The organism is Nostoc sp. (genome assembly GCF_036917555.1).
Taxonomy (GTDB): Bacteria; Cyanobacteriota; Cyanobacteriia; order Cyanobacteriales; family Nostocaceae; genus Nostoc.
The window spans coordinates 288,281-309,192 of sequence record NZ_JBALDD010000015.1 but is presented as its reverse complement, the minus strand read 5'-3'; the positions used below and the strand labels follow the sequence as shown (position 1 = coordinate 309,192).

General features: G+C 42.5%; 15 protein-coding genes and 2 pseudogenes. 7 read left to right on the top strand and 10 right to left on the bottom strand.

Annotated features, from left to right (window positions below):
- Nucleotides 1–240 precede the first annotated feature (240 nt).
- The 5 genes and pseudogenes from rpsU to V7K60_RS06495 all read right to left on the bottom strand — a co-directional run.
- Entirely contained in the window at nt 241–435 is a 195-nt protein-coding gene (gene rpsU / locus V7K60_RS06515; protein ID WP_069073011.1) for a 30S ribosomal protein S21, read from the bottom strand.
- Nucleotides 436–558: 123 nt separating this feature from the next.
- Nucleotides 559–873, bottom strand: a complete 315-nt coding sequence (locus V7K60_RS06510) for an RNA recognition motif domain-containing protein (protein WP_292779617.1) — start codon at nt 871–873, stop codon at nt 559–561.
- A gap of 406 nt (nt 874–1,279) precedes the next feature.
- A complete protein-coding gene (locus V7K60_RS06505; protein WP_334923917.1) occupies nt 1,280–2,137 on the bottom strand; it encodes a 3'(2'),5'-bisphosphate nucleotidase CysQ family protein in 858 nt (285 codons plus the stop codon).
- Between the two features lie 36 nt (nt 2,138–2,173).
- Nucleotides 2,174–3,034, bottom strand: a complete 861-nt coding sequence (locus V7K60_RS06500) for a sugar kinase (RefSeq protein ID WP_334923915.1) — start codon at nt 3,032–3,034, stop codon at nt 2,174–2,176.
- Nucleotides 3,035–3,136: 102 nt separating this feature from the next.
- Nucleotides 3,137–3,670 (bottom strand): annotated as a pseudogene (locus V7K60_RS06495) (PadR family transcriptional regulator); the annotation flags it as partial.
- A 400-nt stretch (nt 3,671–4,070) separates the two neighbouring features.
- Here V7K60_RS06495 and V7K60_RS06490 point away from each other — a divergent pair.
- Nucleotides 4,071–4,484, top strand: a complete 414-nt coding sequence (locus V7K60_RS06490) for a hypothetical protein (protein ID WP_292745367.1) — start codon at nt 4,071–4,073, stop codon at nt 4,482–4,484.
- A 65-nt stretch (nt 4,485–4,549) separates the two neighbouring features.
- Here the strand turns inward: V7K60_RS06490 and V7K60_RS06485 are convergent.
- Nucleotides 4,550–6,112: pseudogene (locus V7K60_RS06485) on the bottom strand (phytoene desaturase family protein).
- 540 nt (nt 6,113–6,652) lie between these two features.
- Here V7K60_RS06485 and V7K60_RS06480 point away from each other — a divergent pair.
- Nucleotides 6,653–7,627 carry a DNA polymerase III subunit delta' gene (locus V7K60_RS06480; protein WP_334923913.1) on the top strand — a complete coding sequence of 325 codons (975 nt, stop codon included), beginning with the start codon at nt 6,653–6,655 and terminating at the stop codon, nt 7,625–7,627.
- 210 nt (nt 7,628–7,837) lie between these two features.
- Complete coding sequence (locus tag V7K60_RS06475) at nt 7,838–9,031, top strand: Coenzyme F420 hydrogenase/dehydrogenase, beta subunit C-terminal domain (RefSeq protein WP_334923912.1); 1,194 nt, start codon at nt 7,838–7,840, stop codon at nt 9,029–9,031.
- A gap of 473 nt (nt 9,032–9,504) precedes the next feature.
- Here V7K60_RS06475 and V7K60_RS06470 read toward each other — a convergent pair whose 3' ends face one another.
- The 4 genes from V7K60_RS06470 to V7K60_RS06455 form a co-directional block, all read right to left on the bottom strand.
- Nucleotides 9,505–9,864, bottom strand: coding sequence for a VOC family protein (locus tag V7K60_RS06470; protein ID WP_334923910.1), 360 nt, complete (start codon nt 9,862–9,864; stop codon nt 9,505–9,507).
- A gap of 129 nt (nt 9,865–9,993) precedes the next feature.
- Nucleotides 9,994–11,622, bottom strand: a complete 1,629-nt coding sequence (locus V7K60_RS06465; RefSeq protein WP_334923908.1) for a hybrid sensor histidine kinase/response regulator — start codon at nt 11,620–11,622, stop codon at nt 9,994–9,996.
- Nucleotide 11,623: 1 nt separating this feature from the next.
- Entirely contained in the window at nt 11,624–15,988 is a 4,365-nt protein-coding gene (locus tag V7K60_RS06460) for a PAS domain S-box protein (RefSeq protein WP_334923906.1), read from the bottom strand.
- Nucleotides 15,949–16,332 (bottom strand): response regulator, encoded by a 384-nt coding sequence (locus tag V7K60_RS06455; RefSeq protein WP_334923904.1) that lies wholly within the window; start codon nt 16,330–16,332, stop codon nt 15,949–15,951. Before V7K60_RS06455 ends, V7K60_RS06460 begins: the two co-directional genes overlap by 40 nt.
- Before the next feature lie 254 nt (nt 16,333–16,586).
- On the opposite strand from V7K60_RS06455, the gene ldpA reads away from it, so the two are divergent.
- From ldpA to V7K60_RS06435, 4 genes are all read left to right on the top strand, one after another.
- Nucleotides 16,587–17,795 carry a circadian clock protein LdpA gene (gene ldpA, locus V7K60_RS06450; protein WP_334923902.1) on the top strand — a complete coding sequence of 403 codons (1,209 nt, stop codon included), beginning with the start codon at nt 16,587–16,589 and terminating at the stop codon, nt 17,793–17,795.
- A gap of 83 nt (nt 17,796–17,878) precedes the next feature.
- On the top strand, nt 17,879–19,612 hold the full coding sequence (locus tag V7K60_RS06445; protein WP_322736778.1) for a R3H domain-containing nucleic acid-binding protein: 1,734 nt from the start codon (nt 17,879–17,881) through the stop codon (nt 19,610–19,612).
- Between the two features lie 507 nt (nt 19,613–20,119).
- Nucleotides 20,120–20,299 carry a chlorophyll a/b-binding protein gene (locus tag V7K60_RS06440; protein ID WP_292862041.1) on the top strand — a complete coding sequence of 60 codons (180 nt, stop codon included), beginning with the start codon at nt 20,120–20,122 and terminating at the stop codon, nt 20,297–20,299.
- A 179-nt stretch (nt 20,300–20,478) separates the two neighbouring features.
- Nucleotides 20,479–20,802 (top strand): hypothetical protein, encoded by a 324-nt coding sequence (locus V7K60_RS06435; RefSeq protein ID WP_334824125.1) that lies wholly within the window; start codon nt 20,479–20,481, stop codon nt 20,800–20,802.
- The last annotated feature ends 110 nt before the right edge of the window (nt 20,803–20,912 follow it).

Genomic DNA, 20,912 nt, shown 5'->3' with positions numbered 1-20,912 from the left:
AGCAAAGCGTTTACATTGAAGCAAGGTGGTATTTGCTCTGTTTTGGCTGCTGTTCAACATAATAATCCTTACGCAATTAAAAATCTATACGGCTAATAGCGCTGAAAGTCAATACAGCGCTACTACGAACAGTGTTATTTCTTGATGTATGCCTAATTACTTGTGGCTTGCCTGGAGATATGGCAATAATAAAGAGATGCTGGCTGAATATTAAATCGAAGGGCAAATTTGCTTGGACTTTTAATTGAAGCGAGAACGTTGTTGACGACGTTGCTTGTGCCTAGCAATTGCTTTACGCTTCTCTTTTTCTATCGGTGTCTCGAAGTGACGCTTTTTTCTCATATCTTGGAAAATTCCTGCTTTAGAAACTTCCCGTTTAAATCTTCTTAAGGCTGATTCAATACCTTCATTCTCCCCTAAAACTACTTGTGTCATTCTCATTCCTCCTTAATTTGGATGAATAGTTCAAGACTAGATACCAAATAAAATATTCCAGCAGAATGAAGCCTTTGGCTTTATCTGCTGGAGACTCTACATGTGAAATTCTCAGGAATCGACTTAGTAGCGATTATTGTTGCGGCGGGCATTATTACCGCCACCCCAACTACCACGAGAGGAGTTACTTCTTTCCTCACGAGGTTTAGCTTTGTTCACTTTCAAATCACGTCCCATCCACTCAGCACCATCAAGTGCATCAATGGCAGCTTGTTCTTGTGTATCTGATTCCATTTCCACAAAAGCGAACCCACGCGGCCGGCCTGTTTCCCGATCTGTGGGTAGTTGAACACGGTTTACTGTTCCGTATTCTGCAAAAGCCTGCTTTAGGTCATCTTCTGTAACCTGATAGGACAGGTTTCCGACGTAAATTGACATAGAAATCTCCGAATTCAGGGAGTGTAGAGAGTTAAATTCGGAGAGAAGGTTTTTAGAAATCAAAACGAGTTACTCAACCGAAAATAATCTTTATGTCCATGAGTGTAGCACAGCCTTCAGCCTTTGAATATCGTCTTATAGTGAATTTTATTCACAAATCAAACCTTTAAAAACGGTTTGCAGACTTTCTAAAGACTGGCTTTTTTTGCTTGTACTATATAAAGTTACACTTTTAATCGGAAATCGTAATTAACTTGCGATCGCCCCGATATTTAGTGTTTTTAAAATTAACTTGTGGACTAAAGGGGTAAAGATTATTATCGGTAATGAGATTAATCATACCACGATCAACTGTCTTAAAAACAAATTAAAGCAAATTAAAAAATATTCATTCTCCAGTACCCCGTTAGCTATGGTCAAACTGCGCTAAGATACTTTCTGCTTTTTTACATAGTAGTTCGTGATATTCACCATTACTAGCTAGCAAACCTCCCCATTGATTGATATCACCAGTGTTATACTGCAACGGAGTGCCGTCGAAGTGGGTAAATTTACCACCAGCTTCTGTTAAAATCAGTTCTGGGGCTGCTATATCCCAGTCTTTGGGCGCAGACTTGCCGGAAAGGGAAATGTAGATATCTGCCTGTTGCTCGACAATGGTGGCGATTTTGCAGCCTACACTACCCACAGATTTCTGATTTTGACAGGGTAAGTTTTGTAGCAGGTGATTTAACCGTTGGTTGCGGTGAGAGCGACTAACGACTAACGTTAAATCCTCAATTCGTTTACCTGACGACACTTGTAAAGGAACAGATCCGTCATGGGTTTCTACAAATGTACCCCTGCCTTTGGTAGCGTAATATAACTTTTGAGCCTCTGGTACTGCCACGACTGCCAACACTGGGCGTGTTTCCTTAACTAAAGCAATGTGAACTGCATAGTCGCCAGTTTTTTCGATAAAGTCTCGTGTGCCATCTAAAGGGTCAATTATCCATACCCAAGGGGCAGAAAGCTGTCTACTACTTGGCGATTGATAAGTTTCTTCGCTGATGTAAGCAAAATCTTCGTTACCTAAAGTTGCTTGTAGCCTCTGCAAAATATATTGACTCACAGTTACATCGGCAACAGTGACAGGCTCATTCTGCTTATATTGGACTTCTAAGTTAGGGTCTTTTGCAGTACCGTGGTAATACGATCGCAGTATATCTGCTGCGCCCCAACCTACCTCACGAGCGATCGCTAATATTTCTTGTAAATCTTTCATTAATTTAGCCTTCTATAATTTTATTAACCTGACAACTCAGCCCTTTAAATTCATCCAGCGCCGAGTACCAAAAAATTTACAGGAATCAGCAGCAATATTAGCTGCCAGTGACATTGCATCAGTAAAGCTTTCCCTTAAAATGTAATGACAGAAAGCACCGTGAAAAATATCTCCAGCCCCTAACGTATCAACCGTTTGAATCTGCGGCACATCTACGATACCAGTTTTAGTGCCACTCAAGTATTCAATTGATTCTTGCCCGTGGGTAATGGCAATGTGAGGAATGTCAAATCCACTGAGATAGCTAAAAACGTCTTCTCCAGTCTGGCAGTTGGGGGGATAAAAATTAGCTGAACAGATAGCGTAATCCACAAATGGTAGAATTTGCTCAAATCCAGGCTTCCAACTACCACCATCGATCGCTACTGGGATATTATTGGCTTTAGCCATTTGAACTATGGAATCACCAACCACCATCTGATGTCCATCAATCAGTACGATATCGACATTTTGCAAAATATCTGGCGGGATAGATGCCTTGCTAGCTTGAGTTTTGACAGCATTGATCGAAACCACAGCGCGTTCACCTGTGGCTTGAGTGACAATGATCGAAGATACAGGCGGTACTAAATTAGTGGTAGGCTCAAGGTCTGCGATCGCAACTTTGTAATTTGCCAAGTCACCTCGAATTAGCTGCGTCATTGGGTGAGAACCCACTACACCTAAGACTGTAGACTGATTTCCTAAATAATTGAAAGTTACAGCCGCGTTTGTTGCTGGGCCCCCTGCCGCTACAGTATAGTCAGTAGCGACAATCTTCTGATTATTCTTAGGGGCAGAGTCAGCAAGGTAAATCAAATCTAAAGTTACTAAACCTACAAATAATCCACGATTCATCTGCTCTTTCGTTCAAAATTCAATTCTGAATTCTGGCTCACTTCGACTACGCTCAGTGACCTCCTGACTCCTGAATTCTTTCTTGGTAAATGGGTATGGCTCTTGGCGACTGACAACATCGATTGCTGTCTTCAACCAATCAATATAAGTCTCCTCTCTTCGGATTACCAACTCCAGCACCAGCCTTTGCATCACCTGCTTGCGGTTGGCAGATTCATCACCGAGTGATGGCAAATCGATAGTTTCACATTCAGTCAGCTTTTTGCTTCGAGCCGTCAATTGTTGCTCCAGTAGGTGAATGATGGTTTCATTCGACAACTGATCTGCAAAATGCAACTGGACGAGTAAAGGTTCTCTGATAGTCGGTAAGGGCTGATGAATCCCTAGCCATCGGCTAAATTCGGCTTTCCCTAGCTCTGTCACACTGTAGACTTTGCGGTTGGGGCGATCATGTTGAATTTCAATGTTACAGGTAATCCAGCCTTGCTCAACTAGCTTATCGAGAGTTCTGTAAATTTGTGCCTGATCTGCTGGCCATAAATGGGCAATGCATTGATCGAAGCAGCTCGTTTTCAGGTCGTAGCCTGTCATTTCTTGCTGCTGAAGAAGACCTAAAATTACATTTGCTAGCGACATGAAGATGGTTTTCCCATAATTGATATTTTCTCGCTCAGTTCTACACTATGTACTTCTTATAATTTTATGCTAGTATATGATTAATCAAATATAAGATATAACGGTTATAAAAAGATATGCTCATTATAATGCTTCTTAGCAAGGAAACCAAATACATAAAAAACTCCATTCACAAGGGCATGGGGAAGAGTTACCAACTCCCTTCAGAAGTGCTGTTAGTGGATAGCTAGGGTTGAGCCAGTGCTGAGTAGGGAAGAAGAAGGGAATAGGTTACACAGGGTACAGATTATTCCCTATCACCTGTTACCTATCTCCTGTCACCCAATTCCAATGCCCAATTCTCAATGCTTAGAAATTATTTAAGCCATTGAAGACTATTGTAACGAAAGGATAATTAACATTGACTTCTAACACACTTACACAAAGAATACGTCAGCATCAATATCTGCGTGATTTACGAAACAAATTACTCTACCTTCACAAGATGTTGCTGGAGACAGAACGCATTGCCTACGAACAGATTAGTGGACGAGTATCAAGTGGAGAACTTCTTCAGCTAGTCATCGCTCATGAACAATTTGCTTGGCTACATCGCATTTCTGAGATGGTTGTGCAAGTTGATGAAATGCTCCAAGCAGATGAACCGATATTGCTGGACGATTTCCAAAAATTGATTGCTGATGTCCGTACGCTGATTGTACCGTTAGAGACGGGCAATACCTTCGAGAGAAAGTATTACAACGCTCTCCAGCGCGAACCTGGTGCTGTGTTGGCACATGCAGAGATATCCAGATTTCTCACGTCTAAGGTTTGATTGCTAATTCACCCAAACAGTGCTGAGTACAAAAGTAAGAATCGTACTCAGCACTTCAGCACTCATCAACCAACTGCTACCAAAGGCTGAGGTATTTCAGCTTTATGCCATACCGATTGTCCTGTCAGCAGTTCTACAACATCCATCCCATTCCCAATCACACCTGGTACACTCGGATATCCGGCACTTGCTCTGACGAAAAACAGGTTAGATAACTCTGTCGTATATCTCAGACGATTTAAACCAACCTGTTTGGGAATTAATTTTGCACCGTAAATATTACCCTGCGGCTGTCCTAGATAAAATTCGCTGGTGGTAGGTGTGCCGTAAACCTTCATCCGGGTGTAGTTGTCCACATCTGGAATCAAATCTCGTACACTTGTCATCATCTGCTGATAAACTTCTCGCTTTTTGGCTTTATAGGCTTTTGGATTAGTTTTGTGCAGATTTTCAAATGGTTTATAAGAACAGACAGTCGCAATCTCTAAAACGTGATGTCCTTTTGGCCCCATACCTGGTTCGCTAGATTTCATCGTTGGACAAGAGAGGAAAATCCACAGATGATTTAAGTCACCTGCCAATTGTTGTTGATATTCTCTATTCAGGTCGCCTGTGGGATAATACCAAATATTCCAATTACCGATGCCGTAACGTTGAGGATCGAAACGGCTATCTAAACCCAAGTAGATATTGAAAGCACTGGCTGAGTATTCGTAACTGGTTAGACATTGATGCTCTTTGTGACTCAAAGCTTCAGAATCATGCATCAACTCCACTGTTAATTTGGGGTCGAGGTCGCTGATATAAGCTTTGTTGGCACAATAGCTTATACCATCGGCAATAACACTATGGACATTGTGGTTGCTAACTTGAATATAGCTTACCGGAGTTGAGTATTTGATTACACCTCCACCTGTGGTAATGACGTTTGTAATGGTGTTAACAAAGTGTTTGAAGTGATGTTTGGGATAATAAGCACCTTCTGAGTAGTCCCAAGTTAGAGAAGTGTGCGTGAGTAGCGCAATTTCTTCGGGTGGTAGTGCATAGTCCCCACTTTGTCCTGCCAACAATGCTTGTAGTTTAGGTGATAACCTGATATGGTTATACAAATCTTGTAGAGTCCAATTGCGCTTCAAAAATAAATTCAAATATTTTGGTAATTTTAACCAGTCAGACAACTTCCGATCAAACCAGTGTACTTCCTGTACTAGGCTGCGAATTTCTTGGTAGAGTTACTGAATTTCATTGCAGTAACGGTTGATAGCATTAGCTTCTTCTGGAAATGTGGAGAGTAAACGCGATCGCAAATTTTCCCATCCCAAAGGAATTTTGAAATCTGCCTATGGTGTGATAACTCGATCGATGCAGTCAGGCTCGAGGCTATTAAAGGGTACATCTTGATTAAGATACTCGAGAAATTGACCTATAGTCTGACCAGAACCACATTGAGAAATATAATGTACGTCAGCACAAAAACTATATTCCCCGTAATCAAAGGTGTGACAACATCCACCAGGTAAATAATGTTGTTCTAGAACTGCTACCCGATAGCCTTGTCGAGTTAAACAGGCTGCTGCCGAAAGTCTGCCTAGTCCGGCTCCCAGTATCAGATAATCGAAGATTTCCATATCAGTCTTTTTTGGCAATCTTGATTTCGGTGTTATGGTCTTTTATTGCTATTTTTACTGGTAGAAATGCCAAAATACTCAGGACCTCTTCACCTAGCAGTTTTCATTCAATGAAAATTGCTAGATAAAGCATTCGAGAGAAGGTGCAAATATTTTTATCGCTGATAGTAATAATTGCACCATCACCGAATATTCTGATATTTAGCTGCGGCAATTTTTGCCAACAACCTCGCTAACATTTAGATGCCCTGAAGGATATTTAACAGTTCATTGATTTAATTTAGAGTAACCGCAAAAAACTTAGCTTAAAATCTCTGTTGAAGCTTGCAGATAGTTAGCAGGCGATAATTTAAGACTTTAAGCCCTATGCTCTTTATCCTTTATGTATTAATCTTATCGAAACTATCAAAACTTGTTTGAAAATGGTTGCTTTGATTCACAAAAACTTACTAAAATATTAATTAGCTAAAACTATATAAGCAAGCAAAGAAAAAATAATAACTCTTAATTCTTAACTCCTAACTCCTAACTAAGTAATTAATGACTAACGATCCATTTGCACCAGTTATCAGACAACAGCAAGCTATAGAATTACTTACTCAAGCTGTCAGACAAAACCGGGTTCCTCCAGCCTACTTATTTGTGGGGCCAGATGGTGTAGGCAGGAGTTTAGCAGCCAGATGTTTTGTGGAATTGCTATTTTCTAGTGGGATGGAAGTTACTGCATCTTTAAAAAACCGTTTGCGTCAAGGCAACCATCCAGCTTTATTGTGGGTGCAACCAACATACCAATACCAGGGACAACGATTAACACCAGCAGAAGCAGCCGAAAAAGGACTCAAGCGTAAAGCACCACCTGTAATTCGACTAGAGCAAATTCGGGAAATTACCGAGTTTTTAGGTCGTCCGCCCTTGGAAGCGCCCAGAAATGTGGTAGTGCTAGAAGAAGCCCAAACAATGGCAGAAGCCGCAGCAAATGCTTTACTTAAAACCTTGGAAGAACCAGGACAGGCAACATTAATTTTAATTGCACCGACACCTGAATCTGTGTTGCCGACTTTGGTATCACGCTGTCAACGCATTCCTTTTTATCGCTTAGATGTACAGTCTTTGGCTGTTGTACTCACACAAACAGGTCATCAGGAAATTTTGCAAAATCAGGCAGTATTGAGCATAGCAGCTGGTAGTGCTGGAAGTGCGATCGCATCTTATGAACAATTACAAGCTATTCCTGGTAAGTTACTCGAAGACTTGAAAAAAGCGCCTAAATCTTACCGTAACGCCTTAGAGTTAGCCAAGACAATTGATAAGGATTTAGATACAGAAGCACAACTGTGGTTAATTGATTATCTTCAGCAATTCTACTGGCAGCAGTGGCATCAACCTAGTATCATTAACCAGCTAGAACAATCTCGAAAACACTTGCTTTCTTACGCTCAACCACGGCTAGTTTGGGAATGTCTGCTTTTATCTATGTATCAAAAATCGAATTTGATTTCTCCTACTCATCGCTGAGTGCGATTGTATTTCTATAGTTCTTCATCAAAGCCTCAGTACAATATTTAATTAATTCGTAGCGAAATAAATTAGGCAAAACTTTGCGTTTACTTTGCGTCCCTCTGCGTTTAAAAACATTACAATGTCTTGTTCAATCTCTATCGTCAAGTTCATAGCGAGTGAAGGTATTGTAATAAAAGCGATTCCTGGATAAAACAAAAAGTTTATATGACCTCAGTTTCTCCTCACAAAAAAGCCAGAGCCTTAAAACCTACCAGCCGCCGCCCTGCGAAAGAACTCTGTAGCGAGTGCGGACTATGCGATACATACTATATTCACTATGTCAAGGAAGCCTGCGCTTTTATTAATCAGCAAATAGGCGAACTTGAAGCAGAAACACACACGCGATCGCGCCATCTCGAAAACCCCGATGAACTCTACTTTGGTGTTCACCAAGACATGATAGCTGCGAAGAAACAGCAAGCGATCGAAGGCGCACAATGGACGGGTATTGTTAGCAGCATTGCTATTGAAATGCTTAATCACGGCTTAGTTGAAGGTGTAGTCTGCGTGCAAAACACCAAAGAAGACCGCTTTCAACCCATGCCCGTCATCGCTCGTACCCCAGAAGAAATACTAGCAGCGCGGGTAAATAAACCAACACTTTCTCCGAACCTTTCCGTATTAGAACAGGTGGAAAAATCGGGGATGAAGCGGCTGTTAGTAATTGGTGTTGGTTGCCAAATCCAGGCATTACGAGCCGTAGAAAAACAACTTGGTTTAGAAAAGCTGTATGTTTTGGGTACGCCTTGCGTAGATAACGTTAACCGCGCTGGACTGCAAAAATTCTTAGAAACCACCAGCCGTTCGCCTGATACAGTTGTGCATTACGAATTCATGCAAGACTTCCGGGTTCATTTCAAACATGAAGATGGCTCATCAGAAACTGTGCCTTTCTTTGGCTTGAAGACCAACCAGCTCAAAGATGTCTTTGCCCCATCTTGCATGAGTTGCTTTGATTACGTCAACTCCCTAGCCGACTTAGTTGTTGGCTACATGGGCGCACCCTTCGGTTGGCAATGGATTGTAGTTAGAAATGACACTGGTAAGGAAATGCTGGATTTAGTCAAAGACCAGTTAGACACCCAACCAGTAACGTCTAAAGGCAACCGGAAAGAAGCTGTACAACAAAGTATTCCCGCTTACGATAAAGGCGTTACCCTGCCGATGTGGGCAGCAAAACTGATGGGTGTGGTAATCGAAAAAATCGGCCCCAAAGGTCTAGAATATGCGCGATTTTCCATTGATTCTCACTTTACTCGGAATTATTTGTATGTGAAACGCAATCATCCAGAGAAATTAGAAGCGCACGTTCCAGAGTTTGCCAAACGTATTGTTAGGCAATATAAATTACCAGAATAGAAGAGGGACGGGGTATTGGGCATTGGGCATTGGGCATTTGGCACAAGGGAAAGACTTACTGCTAATTCTCCTCTGCTCCCCTGCTCCCCCCTACGGTGTATACACAAGTCGGAAAAACTTTATCTATCAAAAATTTGCGGTGCGCTACGCTGGCGTGACAAAGCTAAATTGTTGCAATCATGGCGATGCCTACGGCTGGCTACGCCTACACATTTGTTATTTTGGTGAACTCATTTGTTATTTCGGCGAACTCATTTGTTATTTTGGCGTGGACATAACGCACTCTACTGGCGTGTCATTACTCAAATGTTGCAAAAAAATTGTAGGTTGGGTTGACGTAAGGAAACCCAACCTACACCTAATGCACTATTTTAGCCAATACGCGCTACTACGAAACTACTAGAAGAGTTGAAACCTATGCTGGTCATACTTGTGTGTACACTGTAGCCTGCTCCCTTGCTCCCCACTCCGGCTCACTGCTGACTTAACTCAATAATATTCCCATCAGGATCTTGAGTAAAGAGGGCAGCGCGACCGGAGGCGCTAGCTTGAATGGGATAATTCTGCTTGAGGAATTCCTGTTTGGCGGCGTCTAAGTCAGCTACTGTGAAGGCGACATGGGGATTACGTCCCCATTTGTTGTTCGGGTTTTCCGTGGGGACAGTGGTTGCAACTATCAGGTGAATTTGATAGTCGCCGACTTGATACCATGTACCAGGGTAGTTTAGGGAACGATCTATTTTGGATAATCCCAATACTTTCCCATAAAAATGTTCAGAGCATTCTAAATCAGTCACAAGAATCGCTGTATGGAGACTTTGGGTAATCTGCATTGTTAATAAGATGCGATCGCGTTTATTTAGATTTTGACGTAGTTTGAACTCTTTCAGTGAATGAGGGACACAGGAGGAGAAGAATATAATAACCAAGGCCTAATCACAAAGGACAAATGACAAATACCATCACAGACTTAAAGGCAGCTGAACTGTAAACGTTGTCCAGCCCTGAGAACTGGTAACTTCAATCGTGCCTTGGAGATATTCTACTAACTTCTTAACCAATGTTAAACCTAATCCTGTGCCGCTCTGTTGCCAGCGATCGCTTTCAGGAATCCGGTAAAATGGCTCGAAAACTCGAGATTGTTCTTTTTTCGGAATTATCACCCCAGAATTACTAATTGTGATTTGAAAATAAGGAACTTGAAAATTATGTAATACATCAGATTTAGCATCTTCATTTGTCAGACTTTTTATGATGTCAATTACTTGAGTATTTAATACAATCTGTCCATCAGGCGGAGTGTATTTACAAGCATTGTTGAGTAACTCTGAGACAATTTCAGTTAGACTAGCCAAGTCTGAAACTAAAGGTGGTAAATCTGGAAAAACACTAACTTGAAAAGATTGTTGCCTAGCTTGAGCGCGTTCTTGAAAAGACTCAGCAATCTGAGGCAGCCACTTTTGGAGCTTAATTGAAGTTAATTCCAATGGATAGACATCTGCATCAATCATTCGTAAATGCAGTAAATTGTCAACCAACTCTAGTTCTTGTTCGCACTGATCACGCAAAATAGTTAAGTAGCGGCCTACAGATTCAGATGGAGAAAGTGCGTTTGAATTTAAGATCCCCTGCCGATCGAGAATATTTTCTAGCACAGAGATTGCCATTTTGATGTTTGACAAGGGCGTTCGCATTTCATGAGAAGTGGTTGCCAGAAAATCCTCTTTTAATTGGTTCAAGCGTTGAAGTTCTGCCACACTAATTTCTAGTTGTTGGGCACGTTCAGCTGCGAGATTACGTTCTTCAGTTAACCGTCGTTGCGTGTCATCCCGGAAAACAAATACGGCTCCTGTAATTACACCACTGTTATTTCTCACGGGAGTAGCACTATCAGCTATTGGTATAGTTATCCCGTCTTTAGCAACCAGTAGGATGCCACTGCCCAAATATATAGTAGTTTCTTGTTGGAGGGCTGCAATAATTGGATTTTCTATCGGCAACTGAGTTTGTTGATCAATGATTTTGATAACTTCAGTTAACATCTTGTCTTTAACTTCATTCCATTGCCACCCTGTCAGAGCTTCAGCTACCTGATTGATGTATTTAATATTTAATTCAGTATCGACTACAATTACCCCATCACCCATTTCCCGAAGCACAGAACTCAAAAATTGCTCGCGATCGTGGCGATTGAGTGCTGTTTGAATTGTAACGTAAAGTTCTTGCTCCTTAATAGGTTTGAGAATGTATCCAAAGGGGGATGTCAGTGTTGCTCGCTCAACAGTACTTTGATCGGAGTGGCCTGTGACGTAGATGATCGGAATTTGCAAATGATGCCAAATTTGCTCTGCTGCTTGGATGCCGTCCATTTCACCTCGTAACCTGATATCCATTAAAATCAAGTTTGGGCGTAATTCAGTTGCTTTTGCAATTGCCCCTTCGGCAGAATCGGCAATATCTAAAACAACATATCCTAAAGACTTTAAACTTTCTTGTAAGTTGATAGCAAGTATATATTCATCTTCAACAACAAGGACTCGAACTGTCTCTTTTGTCTGCGTGTTTGATGATATGCCAATTATTTTCATCATGTCATGCCCGACTGTTTGTAAAAGTAATTTTGAACTCTGTACCCTGTTGAGAGTCAATTTCAAGTTTTCCCCTTAGCTGCTTGACTAAACCCTGGACAAGGGTTATGCCCAGCGTTTTAGTTTTCTTACTATCAAAGTTTTCTGGTAAGCCAACACCATTATCTCTAATAATAAGTGTCAAAGTAGATGCGGATTCTTGATAAAACTTAACCTCAATTTTTCCTCCAAGATTACCAATAAAGGCGTATTTAAAAGCATTGGAAACCAGTTCGTTGATAATCAAGCCACAAGGAATAGCGGTTTCGATGTCAAGGCTAGCATTATCAACTTGAATATTTAGTTGAATCTGACTGGAACTGACATTATAGGAATCAAATAAATGAGTTGTTAAATCTGGAATGTATTGAGCGAAATCAATCTCAGCAAGGTCTTCAGAACGGTATAGTTTTTCATGAACTAAGGCAATGGAAGCAATGCGGTTTTGGCTATCGCGCAAAATAGCTGTCACCACAGGATCTTGTGTTCGTCTGCATTGCATTTGCAGCAGACTGCTGACAATTCCTAAATTGTTCTTAACACGATGATGAATTTCTTTGAGTAACACCTCTTTTTCTTTTAGAGAGGCTTTGATTTTTTCCTCCGCTTGCTTTTGCTCAGTGATATCTTGCTGGATAGCCACAAGGACGCTTCCATACTCAGGATGTTCAAAAACGGAAGCGGTAGCGCTGCACCAGAATGGAGTGCCATCTTTTTTAAGATTATGGACTTCATAGGTTACTTCACTATGTTCTAAAACAGCAGTTCTAATCACCTGATTAACATCTTCAAGTGTATTATTTTCATTACCGTAGTTGACAATCGATACATGCTGACCGATTAATTCATCAGGGTCATAGCCAAACATTTGCTCAAATTTAGGATTGGCATAGACAAACACGCCATCTATAGCACGAATTAGGCAAATTCCTTCTGCCATGTTGCGGGTAATGACTGCTTGCAACTCTAACATTTGTTCAGCGCGTTTGCGATCGCTGATTTCAACTACGACAATGCCTATGCTAATCGGTTCATCGGCTTCAGACTGAATTGGAAAATAGGAAGCTAGCCAAGTCCTGATTACACCTGGAAATTTTGGGGTTTCTCCACTGATTTCCAAATCTAAAATCGGTTCACCCGTTGTTAAGACATGTTGAAAGAGTTGCTCTTGCTTTGGTGCTATATCAGGGACAATCTCCCACGGTGTCTTGCCAATATGTGCCGCTGCGGGAATGCCATTAATTTCTGCTAATGCTTCATTAATGAATGAATAACGTAGTTCCCGATCCATAATCGTTATACCAACAGGTGCATTATTGATAAAGGTATCCAATAATTTTTGCTTGTGAGCTAGTTCTCGCTCTAGAATCTTGCGTTCTGTGATGTCGATTGCTACCCTACCCACTAGCTTTTGTGCAGACAATCCGAGAATCGGGAATTTGTATACCAAGAACTCACCAGGGATACCATCTGGTCGGGGAGCAACTTCAATTACCTCAATTACCTGATTTGTCTGTGTGATTGTCTGAATATGATCGAAATTCTGCCGAGCAATTTCATCTGGGTAGAGGTCAGAAATAGATTGCCCAATCACCTGTTTGGGTAGTAATTTAAATGTCTGCAGGTATGTTTGATTTAAGTAAAATACACGCCCATCTGTATCAGTGATCCAAGCTAGCACTGGGCTGTTGTTCATAAATGCCTGGAACCTAGCTTCACTTTCTTGCAAGGCTGCTTCTACTTGCTTCTGCTCACTTACATCAATAATTACCCCTAACATCCGTACAGCCTTGCCTGCTTCGTTGTAAACGCCACGTCCTTTCCCCGTGAGCCAGTGAACCCTACCATCGGGAAAAATCACTCGATATTCACCTTGAAAATTAATATATTGTGCCAGTGCATTTGATACAGCCTGTTCAATTCGGTCAACATCCTCTGGATGCACGCGATCGCGCCATAGTTGATAGCTGGCTGCTGATATTTCTGGCTCTAAACCTAACAAACGATAATGGTTGTCATTCCAGATAACTTCGCCTGTTAGAACATTCCAATCCCAAAGACCGATGTGGTTAAATTCCAACGTTAGTCTCAGTTGTTCTTCACTTTTGGCTAAGGCTGCTTCAGTTTGTTTGCGTTCGCGTAGCGCGGCTTGTCGATCGCTGATATCCCGATGAGTACCAGTCATTCGCAGAGGATTACCATCTGCATCTCGCATCACAACCTTACCGTAATTGGCAATCCATTTGCATTCGCCCGACTTAGTTCGGAGTCGATAGTCAAATTTGTACTGTATTGAACTATCCTTGAGGTGATCTGCCAAGATTTTCTCCACCCAAGGTAGATCGTCTGGATGAACTAATTGCTCCCAGGTACTAAAATTCTGTGGCAGTTCATCAAAGCGGTATCCAACCATTTCCAAATAGCGAGGGCTGTAATAAACCTGTCTAGTCAAAATATTCCAGTCCCACAAAGCATCTCCAGAAGCCTCAAGGGCTAATTGTAGTCGTTCCTCACTTTCTCGCAGAGCAATTTCTGATCGTTTGCGCTCTTCTTCACCATACTTCCGTGCAGTAATATCTGTGATTCGTACCAGTTGCATCACAGTACCAGCGACTGTGATTTGTTTGGCGGCGATATTTCCCCAAAAGGGTTTACCCTGCTTAGTAATGTATTCAATTTCTCGACTCCAAAACCCTTGTTGGTTAATTTCTTCTACAAAGGTGGCGATTTCATCGGAAGTGAAGGGTTGTTTTTGCAGAGTATTACCTTCAATATTAATCAGTTCAGCTTTACTAGAGGCTGCAAATAGTTTCACTGCTTGATCGTTACAGTCAGCGATCAGTAATGTTTCGACATCTACCAGAAAGAGTGCATCAGCAGATTCATTATAAACAGCTTCTAGCAAGTCACGACTACGAATAATTTCTAACTCGGTTTGTTTTCGTTGTGTAATATCTAGAACTGCTCCCAACAGCTTAACTGGCTGCCCTTGAGCGTCATAAGCTATCTCTGCTTTCGACTCAATGTAGCGCACCGAACCATCAGGTCGGATAATTCGATACTCAACGTTGAAAGGGGTTATTTGGGTAATCGCCTGTTCCAGTTGAGCCTCCATCCAGGCGCGATCATCTGGGTGAATTATTTGGAGAAATTCTGTTTGGTTGGGTTCGCCTTGAGTGGGATTTAGACCAAAGATACGAAAGGTTTCCATTGACCAGTAGCGCTTTTTCGTTTCTAAATTCAATTCCCAACTGCCTACATGGGTGATTTGTTGAGTTGTGGCTAGCAGTGCTTCACTTTGTCGGAGTTTTTCTTCAGCCTGTTTGAGTTCGGTGATATTTCGCCCTTCTGGAATCAACAAAACAACTTGACCCGTCTCGTCTAAAAGCGGACGGAGTGAAAAATCAATTGTTGCTACTCGGTTATTTGCACCGAGAACATCAACTTCATAACGGATAAACTCCCCTTTGGCTGCACGAGCGATCGCTTGTTTTAATTCTGCTTGAGTTTGTGGTGAAATCGTCCACCAGTGTGCTTCCCAAAAAGGGCGATTGATGACATCTTCCAGTTTCAGTCCGCTAAAACTTAGCACCGTCTGGTTCGCCTCCAGTAAAATGCCAGATGGTGTTAGCAGTCCTGTGAATTGGAAAGTGTTATTAAAGATAGCCCGGAATCGGCGATCGCTTTGGTGCAATTTGGCAGTGCGTTCTTCTACTTTGGCTTCTAACTCCGTGTTGAGGGTTTCGAGATTGTCGTAAAGTTGGGCTTGTTGGATAGCGATCGCTAGTTGCACCGTCAGTTGCTTGAGCAATTCCACCTCAAATGTCTGCCATTGTCGCGGGGCAGAACATTGATGCACGATAAATAGCCCCCAAAGTTCAACTGCTTGAGTCTCTTTATTTTCTAACAAAATGGGGACAACTAAATTCGCCTTCACCTGAAACTGTTCCAAAAGTTGAATATGGCTATCACTTAAACCCGCTTCATAGATGTTCGTCGCTGCCCAGATTTTTCCTTGGCGGTATTCTCCCCCGTAATTTTCCTGAAAACAGGTAGCTTCAATCTCCAGTCCCAAAATTGGTGTCCATTGGGGTAATACCGACTCCGCTACGATACTACCCGGCATCTGATGCGTAAATTGATACACAAATACGTGATCAGCCTGAAATAACTGGCAGACTTTTTTGACACTCGTGGCGAGGATATATTGAAGCTTCAAGGATTGGCGAATATCAAGAGCGATCGCTCCTATTAGACGTTGTTGTTCCTGCTGCTGTTCTAGCTGCTGCATTAGCTGCTTATGCTTGATCGGCCCATAATCGTTCCGCATAAATTTTCACGGGTCAGTTTTCCCTTGACTAGATAATCATACGCCCCACTTTTGATCGCTTGGACTGCGATCGTTTCATCTCCCTGTCTAGTCAGCATAATTACTGAAATTGATCTGTTAGAAGTTTGCCTCTGTAGCTTAGTGAGAAATTCCAACCCGTCTAAATCTGGTAATTGATAGTCCAACAAAATCACATCTGGTATTTTCCCTTGACAAGCTTGTAGCGCCTTATTTCCAGACTCAAATTCGTCAATATTGTATGTGTAGCGATCATCCCGCTCTAGAAAGCGTCGATACAAAGCTCTATCTTCAGCAGAATCTTCTACAAAAAATACAGTTGTCATGTTGTCGGCCTCCTAAGACAGCGGTGGGAGTGGGGAAATGAGCGAGCGGGGAGCAGGGGGACAAGGGAGAATTATTCAACAAGTTTCTTTATTCTTTGTCTTTATGCTCTCCTTTGTCTTCTTTGTCTCTTACCTATGACCAATGCCCCATGCCCATCCGCAATCTCCAATTCAATAAACTCTAAATCAACAAATTCGGACTTTTTCTCGATCGCAGACTACTATTTTTAGTCGCATAAACGCATAATAGAATAGTGACTGATCTGTTCGTACCTTTACAATCTCTCAAACAAGGTGACTGGTTCAAGCTGATCTGCGGAGCCAGTTTCCAGCATTTGCCGGCAGTCAGAAGTTTAACGTTAGCCTATACTTTGGCGGGCGCTGACTGTATAGATGTTGCAGCTGATCCAGCAGTAATTGCAGCAGCGCAATCAGGGCTACAAGCAGCCAAATCTCTGGCTAGGGATGCCCAAAAGCGAGGCTTTGACTACAAAGGCAATTTACCCTTTTTGATGGTCAGCCTAAACGATGGAGAAGATCCCCATTTTCGCAAAGCAGAATTTAATCCTCATGAGTGTCCTACAGACTGTCCTAGACCCTGTGAAAGGATTTGTCCGGCACAAGCGATCGTGTTTGACAGTATCAAAGAGGACTTTTCAGGAGTAGTATCTGAAAAGTGTTATGGCTGCGGTCGTTGCATACCAATTTGCCCTTATAGTATAATTTATACAGCTTCATACGTGACAACGCCGGGAGCGATCGCGCCATTGGTAATGTCAACGGGAGTAGATGCCGTAGAAATCCATACAAAAGTTGGGCGGTTGGCAGAATTTGAACGATTATGGCAAGCAATTTCACCGTGGGCCGATCAACTAAAGTTACTAGCCATCAGCTGTCCTGATGGTGAAGGGATGATTGACTACTTGAGAGCGCTGTATGACCTAATTGCCCCACTCAAGGGTGCTTTAATTTGGCAAACTGACGGTCGTCCCATGAGTGGTGATATTGGCGATGGCACCACAATAGCCGCGGTGAAATTAGGGCAAAAAGTTTTGGCAGCTAAGTTACCGGGATATGTGCAGTTATCAGGCGGCACTAATAGTTATACCGTTGCTAAGTTAAAGGCAATGGGACTGTTAAACAGTGCTGAGTTCCGAGTTATGAGTGCTGAGAAAGACTATATTACTCAGTACGGGCTAAACCCTAGCTATCCGCTAACAGCACGGGCTAAACGCCCCGCTTCAGCTAACAGCACTCAGCCCTCCCACATTGCCGGGGTCGCTTACGGTAGCTATGCCCGTGTACTGCTGTCACCAATTCTCGAACAATTAGAGAATAAGGAGGTAAGTAACACCAATGTAAAGGCGACTGTTCGCCTAGAAGAAGATGAAGTATTGCTTTGGCAAGCTGTAAAACTTGCTCATTCTCTCGTTTCCCAGATCAAGTCACAGCAGGAGCGTTAATTGCTCGTTCGGAAAAATACCCAGGGCGGGTTCTCCTGCACGCAAATGTCCTCGCTATCTCTAAAAACGTCACCATAGAACGCATGACGATTACAGACGATCTCCAAAAGTTATTAGACATTTTGCCCCAAGACCTGCAACAAGTACTAGAGAGTCATCCCAAACGAGATAGTTTAGTAGAAGTGGTCTTGGATTTGGGTCGTCGCCCAGAGGCTCGCTTTCCTAATCAAGCTGAGTATTTGAGCGAAGTACCTGTTACTCAAGAACAAATAGATGATTGCATTCAACGAGTCGGAATCTTTGGCGGAGATAATCGGGCAGGAATTGAGCAAACTTTGCATCGGATCAGCGCCATCCGCAACCGTACTGGTAAGATTATTGGCTTGACCTGTCGCGTTGGTCGGGCGGTATTCGGAACCATTGGCATGATCCGCGATTTGGTAGAAACTGGTAAATCGATTCTCATGCTGGGGCGTCCAGGCGTGGGCAAAACCACCGCCTTACGGGAAATAGCCCGTGTTTTAGCTGACGATCTGCATAAGCGAGTGGTGATTATTGACACCTCCAACGAAATCGCTGGGGATGGTGATGTTGCTCACCCCGCCATTGGTCGCGCCCGGCGGATGCAAGTGGCTCATCCAAATGAACAGCATCAGGTGATGATTGAGGCAGTGGAAAACCACATGCCAGAGGTCATTGTGATTGATGAAATTGGCACGGAACTGGAAGCTTTAGCGGCTCGTACCATTGCGGAACGGGGTGTACAGTTGGTAGGTACTGCCCACGGGAATCAGATCGAAAACCTGATTAAAAACCCCACCCTGGCTGATTTAGTTGGGGGTATCCAAGCTGTGACGTTGGGAGACGATGAAGCCAGACGGCGAGGCTCTCAAAAGACTGTTTTGGAGCGGAAAGCCCCACCTACTTTTGAAATTGCGGTGGAAATGTTGGAACGCCAACGCTGGACAGTACACGAAAGTGTTGCTGACACCGTAGATAATCTGTTGCGGGGGCGTCAACCTACTCCACAAACTAGAACCGTTGATGACCACGGCAAAATTGCGGTTACACGTCAGTTAGCTGTTGTCAACGGTCGTGGTGGACAGCTAGGAACAGTGGAGGATTCTTTCCCACCGGCGCGACCGTCTAATGGCTGGCGTTCATCTGGACAAATGGTCGCACTACCCCAATTGCCTGTAGAACGGGTAACTGGGCGCAGTGAGTTTGATCGTTTGCTAGATGAATCCTTCAATTATTCTGAGAGCATTGATTTTGATGCTGCTACAAGAGTGCCAGGGCCGAATGGTGAAGATTTGCCATTGCACGTTTACCCTTATGGGGTTAGCCGCCACCAACTGGAACAGGTAATTAGTGTACTAACTTTGCCCGTAGTCTTGACAAAAGATATAGATAGTGCAGATGCAATTTTAGCACTGCGATCGCACGTCAAAAACCATGCCAAATTGCGCCAAATGGCCAAAGCCCGTCATGTACCCATCCACGTGATTAAGTCCAGCACCATTCCCCAGATTACCCGTGGTTTGCGGCGGTTGCTGAACATTGACGACCCAGAAATGGCCGATGATAGAGAACTACAATTGTTTTTGCACAATGGTAGCGATGATGAAATGGATGCTCTTGAAGAAGCTAGACTTGCCGTTGAGCAAATTGTGATTCCTAAAGGACAGCCAGTCGAGTTATTGCCACGTTCTCCCCAAGTCCGCAAAATGCAACATGAGTTGGTAGAACATTATCGCCTCAAGTCGCATAGTTTTGGCGAAGAACCAAATAGAAGATTACGGATTTATCCAGCGTAACTTTAAGAACCCACTAAAGAGCCAAAGCTACGCTTTGTCTCCCCTAACAGCTTAACTACGGTGTACACACAAGTCTTTGTCAAAGCAATTTCCGATTAGTCTCATAGCCTCTGAGATACCTTAAGAAAGGTTTTGCTATACAAAACCTGTCCTTCTCCTTACTAAAGAGAGAGATGTCTGATAGGACAGGGTGAGGTCTTGAAGGACTTTTTGGTAATCGGATAACTTATGTGTACACCGTAGCCTTTTAGGAGAAAAGTCTATGCATTTGAAAAGCGCTTTAACCATCAAAAATCGTCAAAATCATTATCTATACTCAAGCTAATAATTTAATCTTCTCGCAGCAATTTGCTGTCATCATCAGCATCGCGCAGCGTCTGATAGATAATAATTCCTAGAAAGTGCGTAAGTCCTAACAAACTCAATCTTGCATTTTTTTAAACATCTGTTACATTACTTTACAGACAGTTACAACTGCTACGAAACTTGAACTTTGGAGTTATGCTCATGTCAGATTTTAAGAATACTGCGCCTATTATTTCAGAAGATCCTAATGCTGTGCGTTTTGGCTTCACTCCTCAGAGTGAAAATTGGAATGGTCGTCTAGCAATGATTGGTTTTGTATCTGCGATTTTGATTGAAGCTTTTTCTGGTCAGGGGCTACTCCATTTCTGGGGTATCCTCTAAATTGATGAGCGTAGGGTAGAACGGCTGTACTACCCTACAAAACCCTCTATATTCCATGCCAGTCATTCTTTTCTAACATCTGGCGGCTGTTGCCATTGGTGCAAAATATCAGATTTTTCCGGTTGAGCCAAAATATAAGTGAATAATTACTTTACATTGAATATGTATAGCTAAAACTCATGGAACTACCCCAACGCGTATCAGTCCGCTACAAAGACGCGTCATACAACACCAATGAAATCCGCTTGAGAACTTTTCGGCTTGGCTTGCAAATATGGGATGAACAAACCAAACCCAGAAAAACAGAGCTTTATCAGTTTATATCGTCTTGCTTGAAACAAGTTGACCGCCAAGATCGTTTTATGTTTTCTCTGTTGTTCATAGAATTAACAGACCTCATACGCAACTCTTCTCTGGAAAGAGGAACGAAAGAGATGCTGATAAAAACAGCTTTTAGAGAATTTGCTTGTGCAATAACAGATTTTGAAGACGTTGCCAAATAAGGTTAGTCATGGGGATGTAATAATTGCGTAGGCGTAGCATCACCTTAAAGTTAGCTGACCTAATCAAGTAGGATATCTATAGTAAACAGCTTTCCAATCGGATTAGTTTT